Source organism: Truepera radiovictrix DSM 17093 (assembly GCF_000092425.1).
Lineage (GTDB): Bacteria > Deinococcota > Deinococci > Deinococcales > Trueperaceae > Truepera > Truepera radiovictrix.
This window is the reverse complement of the sequence record NC_014221.1, coordinates 2,599,372-2,615,554: the sequence shown is the minus strand read 5'-3', so window position 1 is coordinate 2,615,554 and position 16,183 is coordinate 2,599,372. Positions and strand designations below refer to the sequence as shown.

Annotated in this window: 12 protein-coding genes; 7 read left to right on the top strand and 5 right to left on the bottom strand. The window is 71.0% G+C overall.

Annotation, left to right across the window (positions count from 1 at the left end):
* Positions 1-43: 43 nt before the first annotated feature.
* Complete coding sequence (locus TRAD_RS15395) at positions 44-2,149, bottom strand: diguanylate cyclase (protein ID WP_013178859.1); 2,106 nt, start codon at positions 2,147-2,149, stop codon at positions 44-46.
* A gap of 237 nt (positions 2,150-2,386) precedes the next feature.
* Here TRAD_RS15395 and TRAD_RS11885 point away from each other — a divergent pair, with 237 nt between their 5' ends.
* The 7 genes from TRAD_RS11885 to TRAD_RS11855 all read left to right on the top strand — a co-directional run bounded on the left by TRAD_RS11885 (position 2,387) and on the right by TRAD_RS11855 (position 11,294).
* A complete protein-coding gene (locus TRAD_RS11885; protein WP_013178858.1) occupies positions 2,387-2,746 on the top strand; it encodes an arsenate reductase family protein in 360 nt (119 codons plus the stop codon).
* A gap of 29 nt (positions 2,747-2,775) precedes the next feature.
* A complete protein-coding gene (locus TRAD_RS11880) occupies positions 2,776-3,552 on the top strand; it encodes a TIGR00282 family metallophosphoesterase (RefSeq protein ID WP_013178857.1) in 777 nt (258 codons plus the stop codon).
* Between the two features lie 168 nt (positions 3,553-3,720).
* Positions 3,721-6,495, top strand: coding sequence for a phosphoenolpyruvate carboxylase (gene ppc, locus TRAD_RS11875; protein WP_013178856.1), 2,775 nt, complete (start codon positions 3,721-3,723; stop codon positions 6,493-6,495).
* A 302-nt stretch (positions 6,496-6,797) separates the two neighbouring features.
* Positions 6,798-7,529, top strand: a complete 732-nt coding sequence (locus TRAD_RS11870; protein WP_013178855.1) for a MotA/TolQ/ExbB proton channel family protein — start codon at positions 6,798-6,800, stop codon at positions 7,527-7,529.
* Between the two features lie 25 nt (positions 7,530-7,554).
* A complete protein-coding gene (locus tag TRAD_RS11865; RefSeq protein WP_013178854.1) occupies positions 7,555-7,965 on the top strand; it encodes an ExbD/TolR family protein in 411 nt (136 codons plus the stop codon).
* Between the two features lie 6 nt (positions 7,966-7,971).
* A complete protein-coding gene (locus TRAD_RS15390; RefSeq protein ID WP_013178853.1) occupies positions 7,972-10,044 on the top strand; it encodes a DUF3048 N-terminal domain-containing protein in 2,073 nt (690 codons plus the stop codon).
* A 41-nt stretch (positions 10,045-10,085) separates the two neighbouring features.
* Positions 10,086-11,294: a S8 family peptidase gene (locus TRAD_RS11855; protein ID WP_013178852.1), complete on the top strand. Its 1,209-nt coding sequence runs from the start codon at positions 10,086-10,088 to the stop codon at positions 11,292-11,294.
* A 24-nt stretch (positions 11,295-11,318) separates the two neighbouring features.
* Here the strand turns inward: TRAD_RS11855 and ftsE are convergent, their stop codons facing one another.
* From ftsE to recR, 4 genes are all read right to left on the bottom strand, one after another.
* Complete coding sequence (ftsE, locus tag TRAD_RS11850; protein ID WP_013178851.1) at positions 11,319-11,999, bottom strand: cell division ATP-binding protein FtsE; 681 nt, start codon at positions 11,997-11,999, stop codon at positions 11,319-11,321.
* 108 nt (positions 12,000-12,107) lie between these two features.
* Positions 12,108-12,413, bottom strand: coding sequence for a hypothetical protein (locus TRAD_RS11845; RefSeq protein ID WP_013178850.1), 306 nt, complete (start codon positions 12,411-12,413; stop codon positions 12,108-12,110).
* Positions 12,410-15,349 carry a type I DNA topoisomerase gene (gene topA, locus TRAD_RS11840; protein ID WP_013178849.1) on the bottom strand — a complete coding sequence of 980 codons (2,940 nt, stop codon included), beginning with the start codon at positions 15,347-15,349 and terminating at the stop codon, positions 12,410-12,412. Before topA ends, TRAD_RS11845 begins: the two co-directional genes overlap by 4 nt.
* 190 nt (positions 15,350-15,539) lie before the next feature.
* Entirely contained in the window at positions 15,540-16,130 is a 591-nt protein-coding gene (gene recR / locus TRAD_RS11835) for a recombination mediator RecR (protein WP_013178848.1), read from the bottom strand.
* Positions 16,131-16,183: the final 53 nt, after the last annotated feature.

Sequence of the window (16,183 nt, the reverse complement as noted above, 5' to 3'; positions counted from 1 at the left end):
TAACGGCCTCGGCGGGCGGCCCCCGCCGCACCGGCTGGCGGCGTTAGGTGCGCGCTTCGGGGAGGGCGGCGACGGGTGGCGCCCCCCCCTCGAGAGCAGCGAGCACGGTGCGGTTGCGGCCGGCGCGTTTGGCGCGGTAGAGCGCCTCGTCGGCGGCCCGCACGAGCGCCTCGGCGCTCGCGGCGTGGTCCGGATAGGTGGCGACGCCGACCGAGATGCTGACGCGCCCGAGGGCGCGCCCCGCGTGCTCGAGCGCCAGCGCTTGCACGGCTGCGCGCAGGCTCTCGGCGCGCTCCCAGGCGTGCGGGGCGCCGAGCCCCGGTTGCACGAGCAGAAACTCCTCCCCGCCGAAGCGGCAGGGCAGGTCGCCCGCGCGGATGTGGCGCGTGACGAGGGCGCTCACGCTGCGCAGCACGGCGTCGCCGGCGTCGTGGCCGTAGGTGTCGTTAAAGCGCTTGAAGTGGTCGACGTCGAACATCACCACGCTCAAGGGTTCCCGGCGGCGCTCGGCGCGGTGCAGCTCGAGCTCTAAAGCCTCCTCGAGGTGCCGCCGGTTGAAAAGGCCCGTCAGCGGGTCGCGCACCGACTGTTGGCGGAGGCGTTCGCGCAGCTTGAGGTTAGAGAGCGTGAGCGCGAGCGCCTCGGCGACGGCGCTGGCGACGCGCTGCACGGTGTGATCCCCCAAGCGGGCGTCGTGCGCGGAGGGGGTGTAGAGCGAGAGGACGCCGAGCGTCTCGTCTTGGCTAATAAGCGGTAAGCAGAGCGCTTCGGCGGGAGCGGGCGTCGGTAGATGCGCGCAGGGCATCTCGGCGCGGCCCCGCCCCGTCTGCTGCGCGCGGCCGCGCCGGAAGGCCCAACACGCCTCGGGGGGGAGCGCGCCCCCCTCGTGAGGCTCGCCCCAGTGCGCGACGCACGCCATCAGGTTGCGCGAGGCGCGAAGCACGTAGAGGGTGCCCGAGAGCCCGGCGAACAAGCTAGCGGCGTAGCGCTCGCTCACGCGGTAGGCCTCCTCGGCCGTAAGACACGTCTGCAGCGCGCTGCTAAGTTCGACGAGGAGGGTCGTCTGCCGCTCGCGCTCGGCGAGGCTCTCGGCCATGCGGTTAAAGTCGGCCGCTAGGCCGCCCAGGTCGTCCCCCGGTGCGAGCGTCAGGCGTTTGCCGAGCTGGCCGCTCGCGACCTCTTTGGCGACGGCCGCGAGTTGGTGTACCGACGCCTTGAGGCGGCGCTGCCCCTGGAGCGTCGCGTAGAAGCTGATAAAGGCGGCAAACAGCGGCCCGACAAGGGCGAGCGTCTGGGCGCGCCGGCTGCTCAGGTCGCTCAGCAACAGGTCGCGCTCGAGCCGGCGTTCGGCCTCCCCGAGCGTGCGGTCGACGAGCAGACGAATCCGGTCGATGCGCTCTTTGCCCGCGCCCGTCTGGATGAGTTGGGCGATCTGCGCTTCGGTCGCCGTCGCCTCGCGCGCGAGCGCCATCAGCGCGTCGCGCAGCGCGGGCGCCGTCTCGTCGCGGGCGGCCGCGTTGGCGCCAAGATCCGGACCGAGCTGGCTCCGGTAACGCTCGAGCGCCGCTTGGGCGCTCTGCAGCGCGGCCCGGCGCTGCCCCGTGTGGTCGAGCTCTTGCGCGCGCGTAAGCGCGCGCTCCGACTCGTCGAGAAAGCTCGTGAGGCGCGTCAGGAGCGTCTGGTCACCCGTAAGGCGCACGCGCAGCTCGACGGCGCGCGCCGCCGAAAAGGCGTCGCTGGCCGCGTCTAAGCTGCTCGCCAAGCCGACCGGCGTGCGGCGCCGCGCGCGGATAGCGACCTCGGCAACCTCGCGGCGCCAGCTCTCGAAGAGCGCGTCGATCTCGCTGAGCACCGCCCCCTGCTCCGGCAGCTGCCGCCGCAGGCGGGAGAGCACCGTGCCGAAGTCGCGCGTGCTCGTGGTGTAGGGCGTCAAAAACGACTCGTTGCCGGTGATGATAAAACCGCGTTCGCCCGTCTCGGCGTCGACGACGACGCGCATCAGGGCGTTGAGGTCGCTCTCGATCACCCGCGTGTCCGACACTTGCTGCAGCGAGCGCGTGTGCGTTAGGAGCATCCGGTAGACCGCGAACGAGGTCAAAAGCGCCAAGGCGACGGGAACGACGACGCTAAGCCAGAGGCGTCTAGGCAAGGTGCGTCCTCCTGCAGGGTCTGTCCCTCCCGTAGTGCCCGCGCTGCGCGTCCATGCCGCGTTACTTTAGCAGCGCGCGCGCCCCGCGCTCCTCTAGATTCTTCACACCACCTCCCGCGTAGCGCCGATGTGACGCTTTCGGCAACTCCACGCTTCGGGGCTTTAAGCGGAGCGCGCCGCCCGGGAGGGGCAAAGCCGCGCAACGGAATAGCGCGGCAAACGGCGTAAAGTAAACGGGTGAACGTGCAGATTTTTGGAACGCAAAAGTCGCAGGACACGAAAAAAGCGCTGCGCTTTTTTAAAGAGCGGGGGCTGTCGCCGCAGTTTATCGACCTCAGTGCCAGAAAGACCGCCCCGGGGGAGCTTAAACGCTTCGTGGAGCGCTTCGGGGTGCGGGCGCTCATCAACACCCAGAGCCGCGCCTACGAGCGTTCGGGGCTCGAGTACCGGCGCCTGGATGACGCGGCGCTCTTGCAGTACCTGCTCGGTGAGCCCGCGCTCATGGTGCAGCCGCTGGTTCGCAGCGGCTCGCGCCTCACCCTCGGTTGGGACGACGCCTTCTGGCGCGAGGCGGTCGCGGCCGAACGGGGCGGCTAGGCCGCGCGGGCCGCGTGGTAGCCTGAGGCGTGCGCGTCCTCTACATCGGCGACATCTTTAGCACCCCGGGGTTGCGGGCCGCCAAAGCTTTCCTCAAGCGCTTCGGTGAGGACTACGACTTCGTCATCGCCAACGGTGAAAACGTCGCGGGCGGCTTCGGGATCACCCGCAAGCACCTCCACGAGCTTTTAGAGGCCGGGGTCGACGTGGTGACGCTCGGCAACCACACGTGGGACGCGAAAGACGCCTTTGAGCTGCTCGAAGAGACCCCCCGCCTCATCCGCCCCCTGAACTACCCCCCCGGGGCGCCGGGGCTCGGCTACACCACCCTCGAGGCGCGCACCGGCGAGCGGGTCACGGTCGTGCAGGTCATGGGCCGCATCTTCCTGCCGGCACTCGACTGCCCCTTTCGGGCCCTGGACGCGCTCTTGACCGAGCTGCCCGAGGCGAGCACGGTGATCGTCGACCTGCACGCCGAAGCGACCTCCGAAAAGCGCGCCCTGGGGGAGTTTCTCGCGGGGCGGGTGGCGGCGGCGCTCGGCACCCACACCCACGTGCAGACCGCCGACGAGCTGATTAAGCGCGGCACCGCCTACCTCACCGACGTGGGCATGACCGGGGTGCAGGACTCGGCCATTGGGATGCGCTTCGACGAGGTCATCTACCGCTTCGTGACGGGGCTCCCCAAACGCTACAAACCGGCCGAGGGGCCCGCTACGGTCTGCGCGGTGGCGCTCGAACTCGCCGGCGGCCGCGCCAAGAGCGTCGCGCGGATTCAGTGGGCGGAGCCGGACGGCGCCGCGTAGGGGGGCGTTTTGAAGGCTGGGGCCGCACCCGTTATAAGCTAAAGGAGGGCGCCGCCCAGTCCAGAGCTGCTCCCAAGGGCTGTCGGCGCCGCCCGCGACATCTGCCGCGCTACTCTCCGGGGCGACCGCGCTGGTTGCGGGCACGGCCCCGCTGAAACCGAGGTGGGTATGGCCGACCTTGACACCGAACTCCGCCCCCCGCTGCAACCCCCAAGCGGCGCCCCCGCGGACGCCGACGACGCCTTTCGCGCCCTTCGCGCCGACGTGGACTACTTGGGGCGCACCCTCGGGGAGTGCCTCAAAGAGCTCGAGGGCGAGGCCTTTTTCGGGCTCGTCGAACGGGTGCGGGCGCTCACCAAAGCGCTGCGCGCCGCACCCGAGGACGCGGCGCGGCGGCGCGAGCTGGGGCGCGACCTCGGCGGCCTGCTTAAAAGCCTCACCACCGAGGACGCCGAGCGGCTCCTGCGCGCCTTTAGCGTCTACTTTCAGCTGATCAACCTCGCCGAGGAGGTCCACCGCGTGCGCGTCAACCGCCTCCGCGAGGCGCAGGCGACCCCCGAGGCGCCGCGCCGCGAGTCGGTGGCGGCGGCCGTCAAGGCGCTGCGCGACGACGGCTGGTCGGCCTCGGAGGTGCGGCGCTTTATCGAGGGGCTCGACATCCAACCGACCCTGACGGCGCACCCCACCGAGGTCAAACGCTACACGGTGCGGCTCAAGCTCGAGCGCATCGCCTCGCGGCTGCGCGCGCGCACCGAGCTCGAGCTCTCGCCGCAGGCGCGGCGGCGTTTGGAGGGGGAGCTCGCCGCCGAGGTCGCGTCGCTCTGGCGTACCCGCGAGCTCACCTCCGAAAAGCCCTCGGTGACCGACGAGGTCAAGGCGGCGCTCTACTACTTTCAGCGCTCGCTGCTGAGCGCCGTGCCGCAGCTTATGCAAGACCTCGAGGACGCTCTGGAGAGCCTCTACGGCTGCGCGCGCGGCGAGGCGCCCCTGCCGCCCGTGGTGCGCTTTCGTTCGTGGATCGGCGGCGACCGCGACGGCAACCCCTTCGTCACCCCCGAGGTCACCGAGGAGGCCTACGCGCTCCAGTCCGAGGTGGCCTTCGGGCAGCACCTCGCCGACCTCGACGGGTTGGTGCAGCGGCTCTCGCAGTGGGGCGGGCGCACCCGCATCAGCCCCGAGCTCGCGCGCGAGCTCGCGGCGCTCCCCGCCGACAGGCGGCCGCGCCGCTTCGCCGGGGAGCCCTACCGCCTCAAACTGGCCGTGACGTACGCCGACCTGCGCCGCGCCCACGAGGCGCTCGGGCGCGGCGACCTCCCCGCGGGCGTCGCCGAGCGCTACCTAGAGGACCTGCGGACGGTCGAGGAGAGCCTCTGGGCGGGGGGCGAGGGGCGCGTTGCCGAGGCGTTCGTCCGGCCCGTGCGCTACCGCGCCGCCGCCTTTGGGGTGCACCTCGCCGCGCTCGACCTGCGCGAGCACTCGTCGCTCCACGAGGCGGCGGTCGCCGACCTCCTGCGCTACGCCGGGGTCTGCGACGACTACGCGGCGCAAGACGAGGCGGCGCGCGTGGCGCTGCTCGCGCGCGAGCTCCGCTCCAAACGCCCGCTCGCCCCCGAAGACGCCCCCCTCGAGGAGGAAACGGGCCGCGCGCTCGGCTTTTTGCGCGTCCTGCGCCGTCTGCGCGCCCGTTACGGTCCGGCGGCGGTGGGTTCGTACATCGTCTCGATGACGGCCGGGGTGTCGGATGTTTTGGAGCCCTTGCTGCTCGCCAAAGAGGCGGGCATCCCCGACCTCGACGTCACCCCCCTTTTCGAGACGCTCGCCGATCTGCGCGCCGCGCCCCGCATCCTGCAGGAGCTCTTCGCCCTGCCCGTCTACCTCGAGCACGTCCGGAGGCGCGGCATCCAAGAGGTGATGATCGGCTACTCCGACTCGAACAAGGACGCGGGCTTTCTGGCGGCCAACTGGGCGCTCTACGAGGCCCAAGAGCGCGTCGCGGCGGTCTGCCGCGAGGTCGGGGTGCCCCTGCGGCTCTTTCACGGCCGGGGCACCTCGATCGGCCGCGGGGGGGGGCCGGCGGGGCGCGCCATCTTGGCGCAGCCGCCGGGGACGCTGGGGGGGCGGATGCGGCTCACCGAACAGGGCGAAGCGCTCTCGGAGCGCTACACCGACCCCGACCTGGCCCACCGGCACCTCGAGCAGCTCGCCCACGCCTTTATCCTCTCGTCGGCGCGCGGCGCGCGCGGCGACCTGCCCGAGCCGCCGGTGCGTTACCGCGAGGCCATGACCCGCGCGGCCGAGGGGGCGCGCGCCCGCTACCGCGCCCTGCTCGAAGCGGACGGCTTTCTGGACTTTTACCACACGGTCACCCCCATTGAGGAGATTAGCCGCCTCAACATCGGGTCGCGCCCCGCGCGGCGCAAGGGGGAGCGCTCGCTCGCCAATTTGCGGGCGATCCCGTGGGTGTTCTCGTGGACGCAGTGCCGCGCCAACTTGCCGGGGTGGTTCGGGCTCGGCACGGGGCTCTCGAGCGTCGACGGGGCGCTTTTGCGGGAGATGTACCGGGAGTGGTCGTTTTTTCGCACCATCTTGGACTTTGCCCAGATGAGTCTCGCAAAGGCCGACCTGGGGATCTTTACCGCCTACTTAACGCTCGTCCCGGACGCGCTGCGCGAACGCTTTTGGCCGCTCATCGAGCGCGAGTACCGGCTCTCGGTAGAGCGGGTGACGGCGGCGACGGGGCAGCCCCTGTTGGCGAGCGACCCGACGCTCGCGCGCGGCATCGAGCTGCGCAACCCCTACGTCGACCCCATCTCCTACGTGCAGGTCGAGCTGCTGCGGCGCCTGCGCTCGCTTCCCGAGGGGGCGCCGGAGCGTGGTGGCCTCGAGGAGGCGGTGATGATCAGCCTCCTCGGGGTGGCGACGGGGTTGCGCAACACGGGCTAACCCGTTCACGACCGCGTCACGTTGCGGGTCGGTGCGCCACGAGCCACAGGCCACGAACCACCTACAGACTGCGGAGGGGTCACAAAACCGCTTAAGCTCCCCTTAAGCGCGCTACACTAAGGTGCAAGGGAGACCCGCTGCTCTCTCTACGCGGCGACCTGCAGGGGGTCTCTTTAACGTTGCCGTCGCCCTGCCGCTGTTAGTGCCGCTGGTGCCGCTGCGTTGGCGCCGCTCAGGGCCGCTCTGCTCGGCACCGGCCTCTCATACGGTTTAGCGGGCGAGCTTTTAGGATAGCGAGGACTATGGAACTTCTCCTGAGTGGTGGCCCGGTGCTCGTCGCCATTTTGCTGGTCTCTTTATACGCGCTCTACCTCTTTTTCGAACGCCTCTTTAAACTCTCCAAAGAGCGCCTCGACGCCGACCGGCTCATGGCGCGGGTTAACAGCGCCGTGCGCGAGCGCAACCTCGAGATGGCGATGATCGCCTGCGACAACCACGGCGGCCCCGTCGCGCGGGTGCTCAAAGCCGCGTTGGCGCGCATCCCCTACGGGCGTCCGGCGGTCGAAGCGGCCTTTCAGGAGGCGTACTTGGGCGAGGAGCAGCGCCTGACGCGGGGGCTCAGGCCGCTCGCGACCATTGCGCAAGTCGCCACGCTCTTGGGGCTTCTGGGGACGGTGACGGGGATGATCGTCGCGTTCGCCGAGATTTCGCAGCAGGGCACCGGCAACCCGGCGGCGTTAGCGGGCGGCATCGGGCAGGCGCTCGTCACGACCGCCGCGGGGCTTATCGTCGCCATCCCGGCGGTGATCGGCCACTCGTACCTCTCGAGCCGCGTCGAGGGGATTTTGCTCGAGATCGAGCGCCGCCGCGAGGAGCTCATGGGCAACGTGGCGCAGGCGGTCTCGACCAAACCGAGCCCGCGCGAGGGCGGGTACGAGGACGTGCGGAGCCGCGTGGGGCAGGTGCGCGAGGTGCCGGTCGACGAGACCGGCGAGCGGGTGCGGCGCGCGAGCGTCGTCGAACGGGGCGTATGACGCGCGCCGCGCCTAGGAGCTGCCGATGCGCCGCTTGAGGCGCACCCGCCCGCTCTCCCAAGGGGCCGGGCTCGACCTCACCCCGATGGTGGACGTGGTCTTTCAGCTGGTGATCTTTTTCATGGTCTCGACGACCTTTATCACCCTCGAGTCGGGGCTGCCGGTCGACCTGCCGCAGGCGCAGACCACCCAAGCGCAAACCGCGGACGTACCGACGGTGACCATCACGCAAGACGGGCGCATCTTTTTGGCGGGCGCCGAGGTGAGCGAGGGCGACCTCGTGAGCGCGCTGCGCGCGGCGCTCGCCGAGGCGCCCGACCGCACCGTGGTGCTGCGCGCCGATCAGACGATCCAGTACGGGGTCTCGGTGCGCGTGATGGACCTCATCCGTCAGGCGGGCGCCGAACGCGTCGCCATCGCGACCGGAGGGGAGTAGAGAAGCGTGCAGCGCCCATCGCGCCACCGCGTCCTCGTCAAGCGCGCCCGCCGAGACGACCGCCTCCCCCTCTGGCGCGACCCCGAGCGCCGCCGCGCGCTGCTGTTGTCGCTGCTGCTGCACCTCGCGGCGCTCCTCGGGGTGACCTGGTTCTACGTGGGGCCGCGCCCGGACGAGCGCGTGGTGGTGCTCGAGCTCGCCCCCCCCGAGGAGGCGAGCGCGGCGGTCGACGCGCCGAGCGTCGACGCCCCCGCCCCGCAGGCGCCGCGGCCCGAGGTCGCCGCCGAGACCGCGGGTGAGGCGACGCTCGCGCTGCCGACGCCGCCGGAGGGGGCGCTCGAGCGGGCCCCCGAAGCGGCCTCAGAGGCGTTGCCGGAGCGCACCGCCGCCCCGCCCCCAGCCGCTCCGGCTGAAGCGGTCGACGCCCCTGCACCCCCTCCGAGCGCCCCGGCGCCCGAGGTCGTCGCGCCCGAGCCGCCGACGCCGAGCCTCGCCGAGGCGCTGCCGCAGCTCCCCGCGAGACCGCCGAGCACCACGCTGCCGGAGATCGCCGCCCCGGAGATCGCCCCGCAGCCGCTCGCCGAAGCCATCGACCTCCCGCGGCCGAACCCGGAGGTGAGCGTCGCCCCCGCGCGGCTTATCACCGCCACGCCGCAGGTCGAACTCGCCGAGGCGGTGGCGGTGCCGCAACCCGAGGTGCGCGCCGAGGTCGCCTCGCGCGCCGTGCCGCAGCCCGCAGCGGCGGCCGAGGTCGCCGCCGCCGACCCGCTCCCCGAGCCGGAGGTGCAGGTCTCGGTCGCCTCGCGTGCGCTGCCGCAACCGGCGGTGAGCGCCACGGTCGCGGAGGCCGACCCCGTGCCGCTCCCCAGCGTCACCGCCGAGGTGCCCGCGCGCGCCGTGCCCCAACCTGCGGCGAGCGCTACAGTCGCGGAGGCCGCGCCGCTGCCGCAACCGGCGGTGGGCGCTGCCGTGTCGCTGCCGACCGCCGTGCCCCAGCCCGAGGTTTCGGTGGCGCTCCCCGCCGAGCGGCCGCTCGCGGTCGCGCCGTCGGCGGTGCTCGCCGAGACGCTCCCGCTCGAGCTCCCCGAGGTGAGCGTTGCGGTCGCGCCCTCTGCCGCTCAGGCGCCCGAGCCCGCTGCGGGCGCGGCCCCCGCGACGACCCAGGCGCAAGCGGACGAAGCGGCCCAAGCCGGCGCCCAGGGGGCCGCCGCCGCCCCCGACGGGGCCGAGGCCGCGGGCGCTCAGGCGCCGCAGACCTTTAACGCCACCCTCTTGCAGCCGCTCGCGGTGCTGCTCGACAACACCGACGCCGGTTACCCGCAGATGGGCCTCCAGGAGGCGACCGCGGTCTTCGAGATGCCCGTCGAGGGGGGGCTTACGCGGCTGATGAGCGTCTACACCCAGGGCGAACCGGCGCAGGTGGGCCCCATCCGCAGCGCCCGCGACTACTTCCTCGAGGCGGCGCTGCGGATGAACGGCACCCTGGTGCACGTCGGTGGGGCGCCCAGCACGGTCAGCCGCATCGCCTCGCAGGAGATCCCGACGGTCGACGCGCTCGCGCAGGGTGAGCTCTTCGCCCAAGCGCCGGGCCGCGACGCGCCCTACAGCACCTTCGCCGCCGGCACCGACTTGCGCAGCGCCGTGGGGCGTCTGCCGGGTCGCCCCGTGAGCGGCCTCGTCTTTCAACCCGCGGCGGACGCGCCGGAGGCCGCGGAGGTCACGGTCGCCTTCTCGGCGGTCTACTCGAGCGGCTTTCGCTACGTAAGCGAGGTCGACCAGTACCGCTGGGTGCGCTCGGGGGAGGACGCCGCCGACGCCGCCGGCAACGCCGTCGTGGTCGACGCGGTGGTCGTCGCGGAGGTGACCGCCTTCCCCTTCCCGAACGACCCCGAGGACCGCCTCTACCTTCCGTATGAAGGGGGCGCGGCGACGCTCTACGTGCGCGGCAGAGCGGTACCGGGGCGCTGGACGCCCGCCGGCGGCTTTCAGTTCGTCACCGCCGCGGGCGAGGTGGTCGACCTGACGCCCTTTAGGCACTGGATCGTCTTTGCCCCCGAGGGGGCGGCGGCCGCACCGTAGAGGTTGTTGCCGAGGTTGTTTCAAGGGGGGAGCGGAGGGCCATGAGACTCAGCGAGTTCAAACAGATCATCCTGCGGCAGCCGGACATCGACAAACCCCGCGCCGCGCTGGCCGAACCCTTTTTGGGGAGCTTCGCGCTCAAAGATAACGCCCGCGTCGACGACCTCACCGTCGAGATCGACACGCTGAGCACGGCCGACTTTAACGCCCTGCGCCGGGAACCCGACGTGGCGAGCATCGCCCCCGTCGTACCGGTGCAGCTTATTCGCCCGCTGACCGACGGGGAGGCGGTCGCGGCGCCGCCCCCCGTGACGTGGGGCGTCCGGGCGGTGCGCGCCGACGTCAGCCCCTACGACGGCGCGGGGGTGACGGTGGCGGTGCTCGACACGGGGATCGACAGGGAGCACCCGGCCTTCCGCGGGCTCTCGCTCGTCGAGCGCGACTTTACGGGTGAGGGCGACGGCGACGGCAACGGCCACGGCACCCACTGCGCCGGTACCCTCTGCGGTCAGGACACTGCCGGCGGGCGCATCGGGGTGGCGCGGGGGGTGGCGCGCCTGCTCGTCGGCAAGGTGCTTACGACAAGCGGGAGCGGGACTACCGAAGGGGTCGTCAAGGGGCTCACCTGGGCGATCAACGAGGGGGCGCACGTGATCTCCATGTCGCTCGGCATCTCGTTTCCGCACATCGTGCTCGACCTGCGCCTGCGCGGCCTGCCGGAGCTCGCGGCCATCTCGCAGGGGCTCGAGCTCTACCGCGCGAACGTCCGCATGTTCGACGCGCTCGTCGAGCTTATGGAGGCGCGCAGCAAGCTGCAGACGCCGTGCGTCTTGGTGGCCGCCGCCGGTAACGAGAGCAACATCGGCGCCAAAGCGCGCCCCTCCGAGCCGCCCTACCGCATCTTTACCGCGCCCCCCGCTGCCGCCGACGGGGCCATCTCGGTAGGGGCGCTCAGCGAGGCGCTCGAGGTCGCGCCCTTTTCCAACACCCGCCCGAGCGTCGTGGCGCCCGGCGTCGGGGTCGTCTCGGCGTGGCCAGGAGGCGGTCTGCGGAGCTTGCAGGGCACCAGCATGGCGGCGCCCCACGCCGCCGGCGTCGCGGCGCTCTACGCCGAGGCGCTCCAGCGGTCAGACGCCTTTTCGTGGTCGACGTTCTCCGCCAAGATCATCGCGAGCGCCACGCACGAACCGCTCGCCCCCGGTTTTAACCCCCTCGACGTGGGCGCGGGGCTCGTGCAGGCGCCTGCATAACGCGCAGCGGCGGCCGGCGGGACGTTAGAGCGAGTACCCCCCCGCGTCGTCGTCGCGGACGATCTGGCCGCTACGCAGCACGATGGTGCGGCGGCGGAGCTGGTCGACGAGCTCTTTGGCGTGCGTGGCGACGACGACCGTCGTGCCCTTGATGTTGATGTCGTTAAGCAGCTCTAAAATCTCCCAACTCGTGTCGGGGTCGAGGTTGCCGGTCGGTTCGTCGCAGAGTAGCAGCGGCGGGTTGGTGACCATCGCGCGGGCGATGGCGACGCGCTGCTGCTCGCCCAACGAGAGCTCGACCGGGTAGGCTTTGCGTTTGTGTGCGAGCGCGACCTGCCGCAGAGCGAGCAGCGCGCGGTGCTCGAGGTTGCCGCGTTCGCCGGTGGCGCGTAGGGCGAAGACGAGGTTGTCGAGCGCGCTCATGTTGGGGAGCAGGCGGTGGTTTTGAAACACCATGCCGATGCGGCGGCGCAGCAGCGGCAAGCGGCTCGGGCGGAGGCGGCTGAGGTCTTGGCCCAAGATAAAGACGCGCCCCTCGGTCGGCGTGATGCGGCGCAGGATCAGCGACAGCAGCGTGGACTTACCCGCCCCCGAGTGCCCGGTGATGTAGAGAAACTCCCCCTTCTGGATGCTGAAGTGGACGTTTTTGAGGGCGTGGGTGTGCGTGCGCGGGTAGGTTTTGGTGACGTGCTCAAACTCGATCACGAGGTCTACAGTTTAACGCAGTGCGCGCGCGGTGGTCTGAGGGCTTGGGCCCGCGCGCCGCTCGCGCGGTCGCGCGTAGCGGCGCCTGACGAGCGCTAGGCCTGCGGCCTACTGGCCGGTCGCCGCGCCGAGGGGGCAGCGCAGCACCACGGCGGTGTCAAGGGGCGTCAGGGTCGCACTCGGGGTGTGCAGCGTCAGGCACTCGCCCACCTTGAGGAGCCGAAAGTCGCCGTGAGGCAAGTCGACGATGAGCTCACCCGCTAACAGCGCGAGCCACATGGGGGCGGCGTCCAGGGGGGTCGGCTCGGCCAGGGCCTGGACCTGCAGCGCCGTCCCGGGGACCGTTTGGGGCGCGCCGGGGTCGCCCTTGGCGAGGTGCAGCAGGTTAAGGGGCGACCCCGCAGAGGCGCTCACGCGGCGACCGGTTCGGCCTCTTTGCGGGCGCGCCCGAAGGCCATGCGGAGCTTGAACATCCCCCGCTTGTGCGCCGCGCGGACCGCCTCTTCGCTGAGCCCGACCGCGTCGGCGACCGCCTCGAGGTCCTGCGGCGCGCTGCCGCGCATCCCTTCGAGCCGCGCCACGACCTCGGCGTCGGTGGGGGAGAGGGTGTCCAAAAAGGCCTCGAGCTGCTTTGTGCTGGCCTTGGTCGCCCCCTTGGTTTTTGGGCGCCCCTTGGACGCCTTTGCGGGCGCCTTGGAGCCCTTTGGCGCTTTGCCCGCCGCTTTGCCCGCCCCCTTCGCCGCTTTGGCGGGGGCGCGTTTTGGCTTGGCGGCCTTGCGCGCGCCCCCCTCGCGTTCGGCGAGGAGCGCGAGCGCACCCTCCAGCGTCAACTCATCCGGCGACTGCCCGCTCGCGAGCGACGCGTTGGTCTTGCCGTGTTTGACGTAGAGGCCGTAGCGCCCGTCGTGCAGCTCGACGGGGTCGCCCGTCTCGGGGTGTGCGCCGAGGACGCGCAGCGGCCGGTTTCTGGCGGCCTTTTTGGCAAGCAGCTCGAGCGCCCGCTGAAGCCCCACGCGGAGCACGTCCTCGTCTTTGGGGAGCGAGGCGAAGGTGCTCTGGTGTTTGACGTAGGGGCCGAAACGCCCGATCGCCGCGGTGACCGCTTCGCCCGTCTCCGGGTGCGCGCCCAGGGTGCGCGGGAGCGACAGCAAGCCGACCGCTTGCTCGTAGGTCACCGCGCTCGGCTCGAGCCCACGCGGCAGCGACACCCGTTTGGGTTTCTCCTGGTCGTCGTCGCCGAGCTGCAAGTAGGGGCCGTAGGGGCCGGACTTGAGCAGCATCGGCTGATGCGTTTCGGGAAACGTCCCGATGACGTTGTCGTCGGCGTTGCCCGCGACGAGCGCCTTTTCGAGCAGCTCGCGCGTGACCTCGTCCGGTGCGAGCTCGGCGGGGAGCGAGGCGGTTTTGACCTCGCCGCCGATGACCCCTTCGGCGTAGGGGCCGAAACGCCCGACCCGCACGACGAACTCGCCCCACTTGGGAAAGCTCAGCGTCGAGATGGCTTTGGCGTCGACGTCGCCTAGGCTCCTCTGGGTGCGCGCGGCGAGCCCCTCCTGGCCGCGGTAGAAGCGCTCCAAGTAGGGCCCCGCCTCCTGCTCGCCCGCCGCGATGTCGTCTAATACCCCCTCCATCTGGGCGGTGAAACCGGTGTCGACGAGCTGCGCGAAGCGCGCCTCGAGGAGGTTGTTGGTGGCGAAAGCGGTAAAGGTCGGGACGAGCTGCGCGCCGTTTTTACGCGCGTAGCCGCGGCTGATGACGGTGTCGATGATGCTGGCGTAGGTGCTGGGACGGCCGATGCCTTCGCTCTCCAAGAGTTTGACCAGTGACGCCTCGGTAAAGCGCGCCGGTGGCTTCGTCTCGTGGCCCAAGGCCTCGAGCGCCCGGCAGCGCAGCGCGTCCCCTCTGGCGAGCTCGGGGAGCGGCTGCTCCTGGTCGTCGAGGGCGGCCTCGGGGTCGTCGGAGCCCTCGACGTAGGCGCGGAAAAAGCCGGGGAAGAGGGTCGTGCGGCCCGACGCGCGAAACTCGCTCGCGTCCTCGCCCTCCCCGACGGTGATGCGCGCGGTGACGAAGCGCAGCCTGGCGTCGGCCATCTGCGTCGCCACGGTGCGCTTCCAGATAAGGTCATACAGGCGCCCCTCGACCCCCGAGAGCCCGTGCTCGGCCTGCGTTTTCATCTCGCTCCCGGCCGGCCGGATCGCCTCGTGCGCCTCTTGAGCGTTTTTGGCCTTGCTCGCGTAGGTGCGCGGGGCGGGGCTCAAGTACTCGGCGCCGTAGCGCGTCCGCACCGCCCGCCGCGCCCCCTCGATCGCCTCGCGCGAGAGGTTGGTCGAGTCGGTGCGCATGTAGGTGATGTAGCCGTTTTCGTAGAGCCCCTGGGCGACGCGCATCGTCTCTTTGGCCGAGAGCCCGAGCTTGCGGCTCGCCTCTTGCTGCAAAGTCGAGGTGGTAAAGGGGGCGGCGGGGGTGCGTTTGCCGTCGCGCGTCTCGACCTCTTTGACCGTCCAGGGGGCCGTGCGGAGCCGCGACGCGAGCTCGCGCGCGCGCGCTTCGGACAAGAGCAGCACGTCTTTGCCGGGGGTGAGTCCCGCCTTGAGCTCTCCGGTGGCGTCGTCGAAGTCGCGGCCCGAGGCGAGCCGCACGCCGCCGTGGTGCGTCATCACGGCCTCGAAGGCCTGCGCTGCGCCGTCCGCTTTGGCGAGCGACGCCTTGAGGTCCCAGTAGCTCGCCGGTACGAAGAGGATGCGCTCGCGTTCGCGCAGCACCATGAGCCGCACCGCGACGCTCTGCACCCGGCCCGCCGAGAGCTTGGGGGCGATCTTCTTCCATAGCAGCGGCGAGAGGGTGTAGCCGACCAGGCGGTCGAGCACCCGGCGCGTCTCCTGCGCGTCGACGAGGTGCCGGTCGATGTCGCGGGTGTTTTGCAGCGCGTTCCGGATGGCCTCCTCGGTGATCTCGTGAAACACCATCCGGCGCACCGGCACCTTGGGTTTAAGCACCTCTAAAAGGTGCCAACCGATCGACTCGCCCTCGCGGTCCTCGTCGGTGGCGATCAGCAGTTCGTCGGCGTCCTTAAGGGCGGCGCGCAGCTCGCTCACGACCCGCTTCTTTTTGCTGGGGACGATGTAGAGCGGGCGAAAGTCGCGTTCGACCTCGATCCCGAGCCGCGCCCACGGTTGGTTCTTGTACTCGGCGGGGATCTCGGCGGCCGAGGCCGGCAGGTCGCGCACGTGCCCCATCGACGCCTCGACGCGGTAAGACGGGGGCAAAAAGCGCCGGATGGTCTTGGCCTTGGTCGGCGACTCGACGATCACCAACCGGCGTCCCCCGGTCTCTGCTCTCGTCCTACCCATGTTCCTCCTTTACAGGCTGCGCGGCGGCTGCCGTGACGGGTGGTGACGGCGGCGCCTTACGACAGTGTGCCTAGCATGCCGGAGCGGCGCGCCCGCGCAGCTTACAAACGGCTCGCAAGCAGCCCCCGCGCGCGCAGAGCCGGGCTGCCATTATATAGAGCGCTTCGAGATTGTCAATGTGGTTACAGGCCTAGAGTGGGCGCCGGTTGCTGATGGCGCGGCCCAGGGTGACCTCGTCGGCGTACTCGAGGTCGCCGCCGACCGGCAACCCGTAGGCGATCCGCGAGGTCGGCACCTTGAGTTCACCCAAAAGACGCGCGAGGTACATCGCGGTCGCCTCCCCCTCGACGGTCGTGGCGGTCGCGAGGATCACCTCGCGCACCCCGCCCAGGCGCGCGAGCAGCGGTTGAATGGTCAGCTGGTCCGGCCCGACGCCGTTCATCGGTGAGAGCGCCCCGTGGAGCACGTGGTAGAGCCCGCTATACTCGCCGCTACGCTCGATGGCGAGCAGGTCGGCGGGCGCCTCGACGACGCAGATAAGACCCTGTTCACGCCCCGGGTCGCGGCAGACGCTGCACACCTCCTGGTCGGTGATGTTAAAGCACCGCTCGCACTGCCGCAGGTTGCCCTTGGCGTTGAGGAGCGCCTCGGCGAGGCTTTTAACGTCCTCTTCGGGTTGGTTAAAGAGGTAAAACGCGAGCCGCTGGGCGCTCTTGGGGCCGATCCCGGGGAGGCGGCCGAGCTCGCGGATGAGTTGGGTCAAAGCGGGGGGGTAGCGCATAGGGAGGGGTCAGGGGTCAGAAGCCAGGCGTCAGAAGATGGCTGACTTCTGCC

Coding starts and splice junctions, on each gene's coding strand:
- recR (WP_013178848.1), bottom strand. CDS start 16,130: ATGCGCTACCCCCCCGCTTTGACCCAACTCATCCGCGAGCTCGGCCGC.
- TRAD_RS11870 (WP_013178855.1), top strand. CDS start 6,798: ATGGAACTTCTCCTGAGTGGTGGCCCGGTGCTCGTCGCCATTTTGCTG.
- TRAD_RS11865 (WP_013178854.1), top strand. CDS start 7,555: ATGCGCCGCTTGAGGCGCACCCGCCCGCTCTCCCAAGGGGCCGGGCTC.
- TRAD_RS11855 (WP_013178852.1), top strand. CDS start 10,086: ATGAGACTCAGCGAGTTCAAACAGATCATCCTGCGGCAGCCGGACATC.
- topA (WP_013178849.1), bottom strand. CDS start 15,349: ATGGGTAGGACGAGAGCAGAGACCGGGGGACGCCGGTTGGTGATCGTC.
- ppc (WP_013178856.1), top strand. CDS start 3,721: ATGGCCGACCTTGACACCGAACTCCGCCCCCCGCTGCAACCCCCAAGC.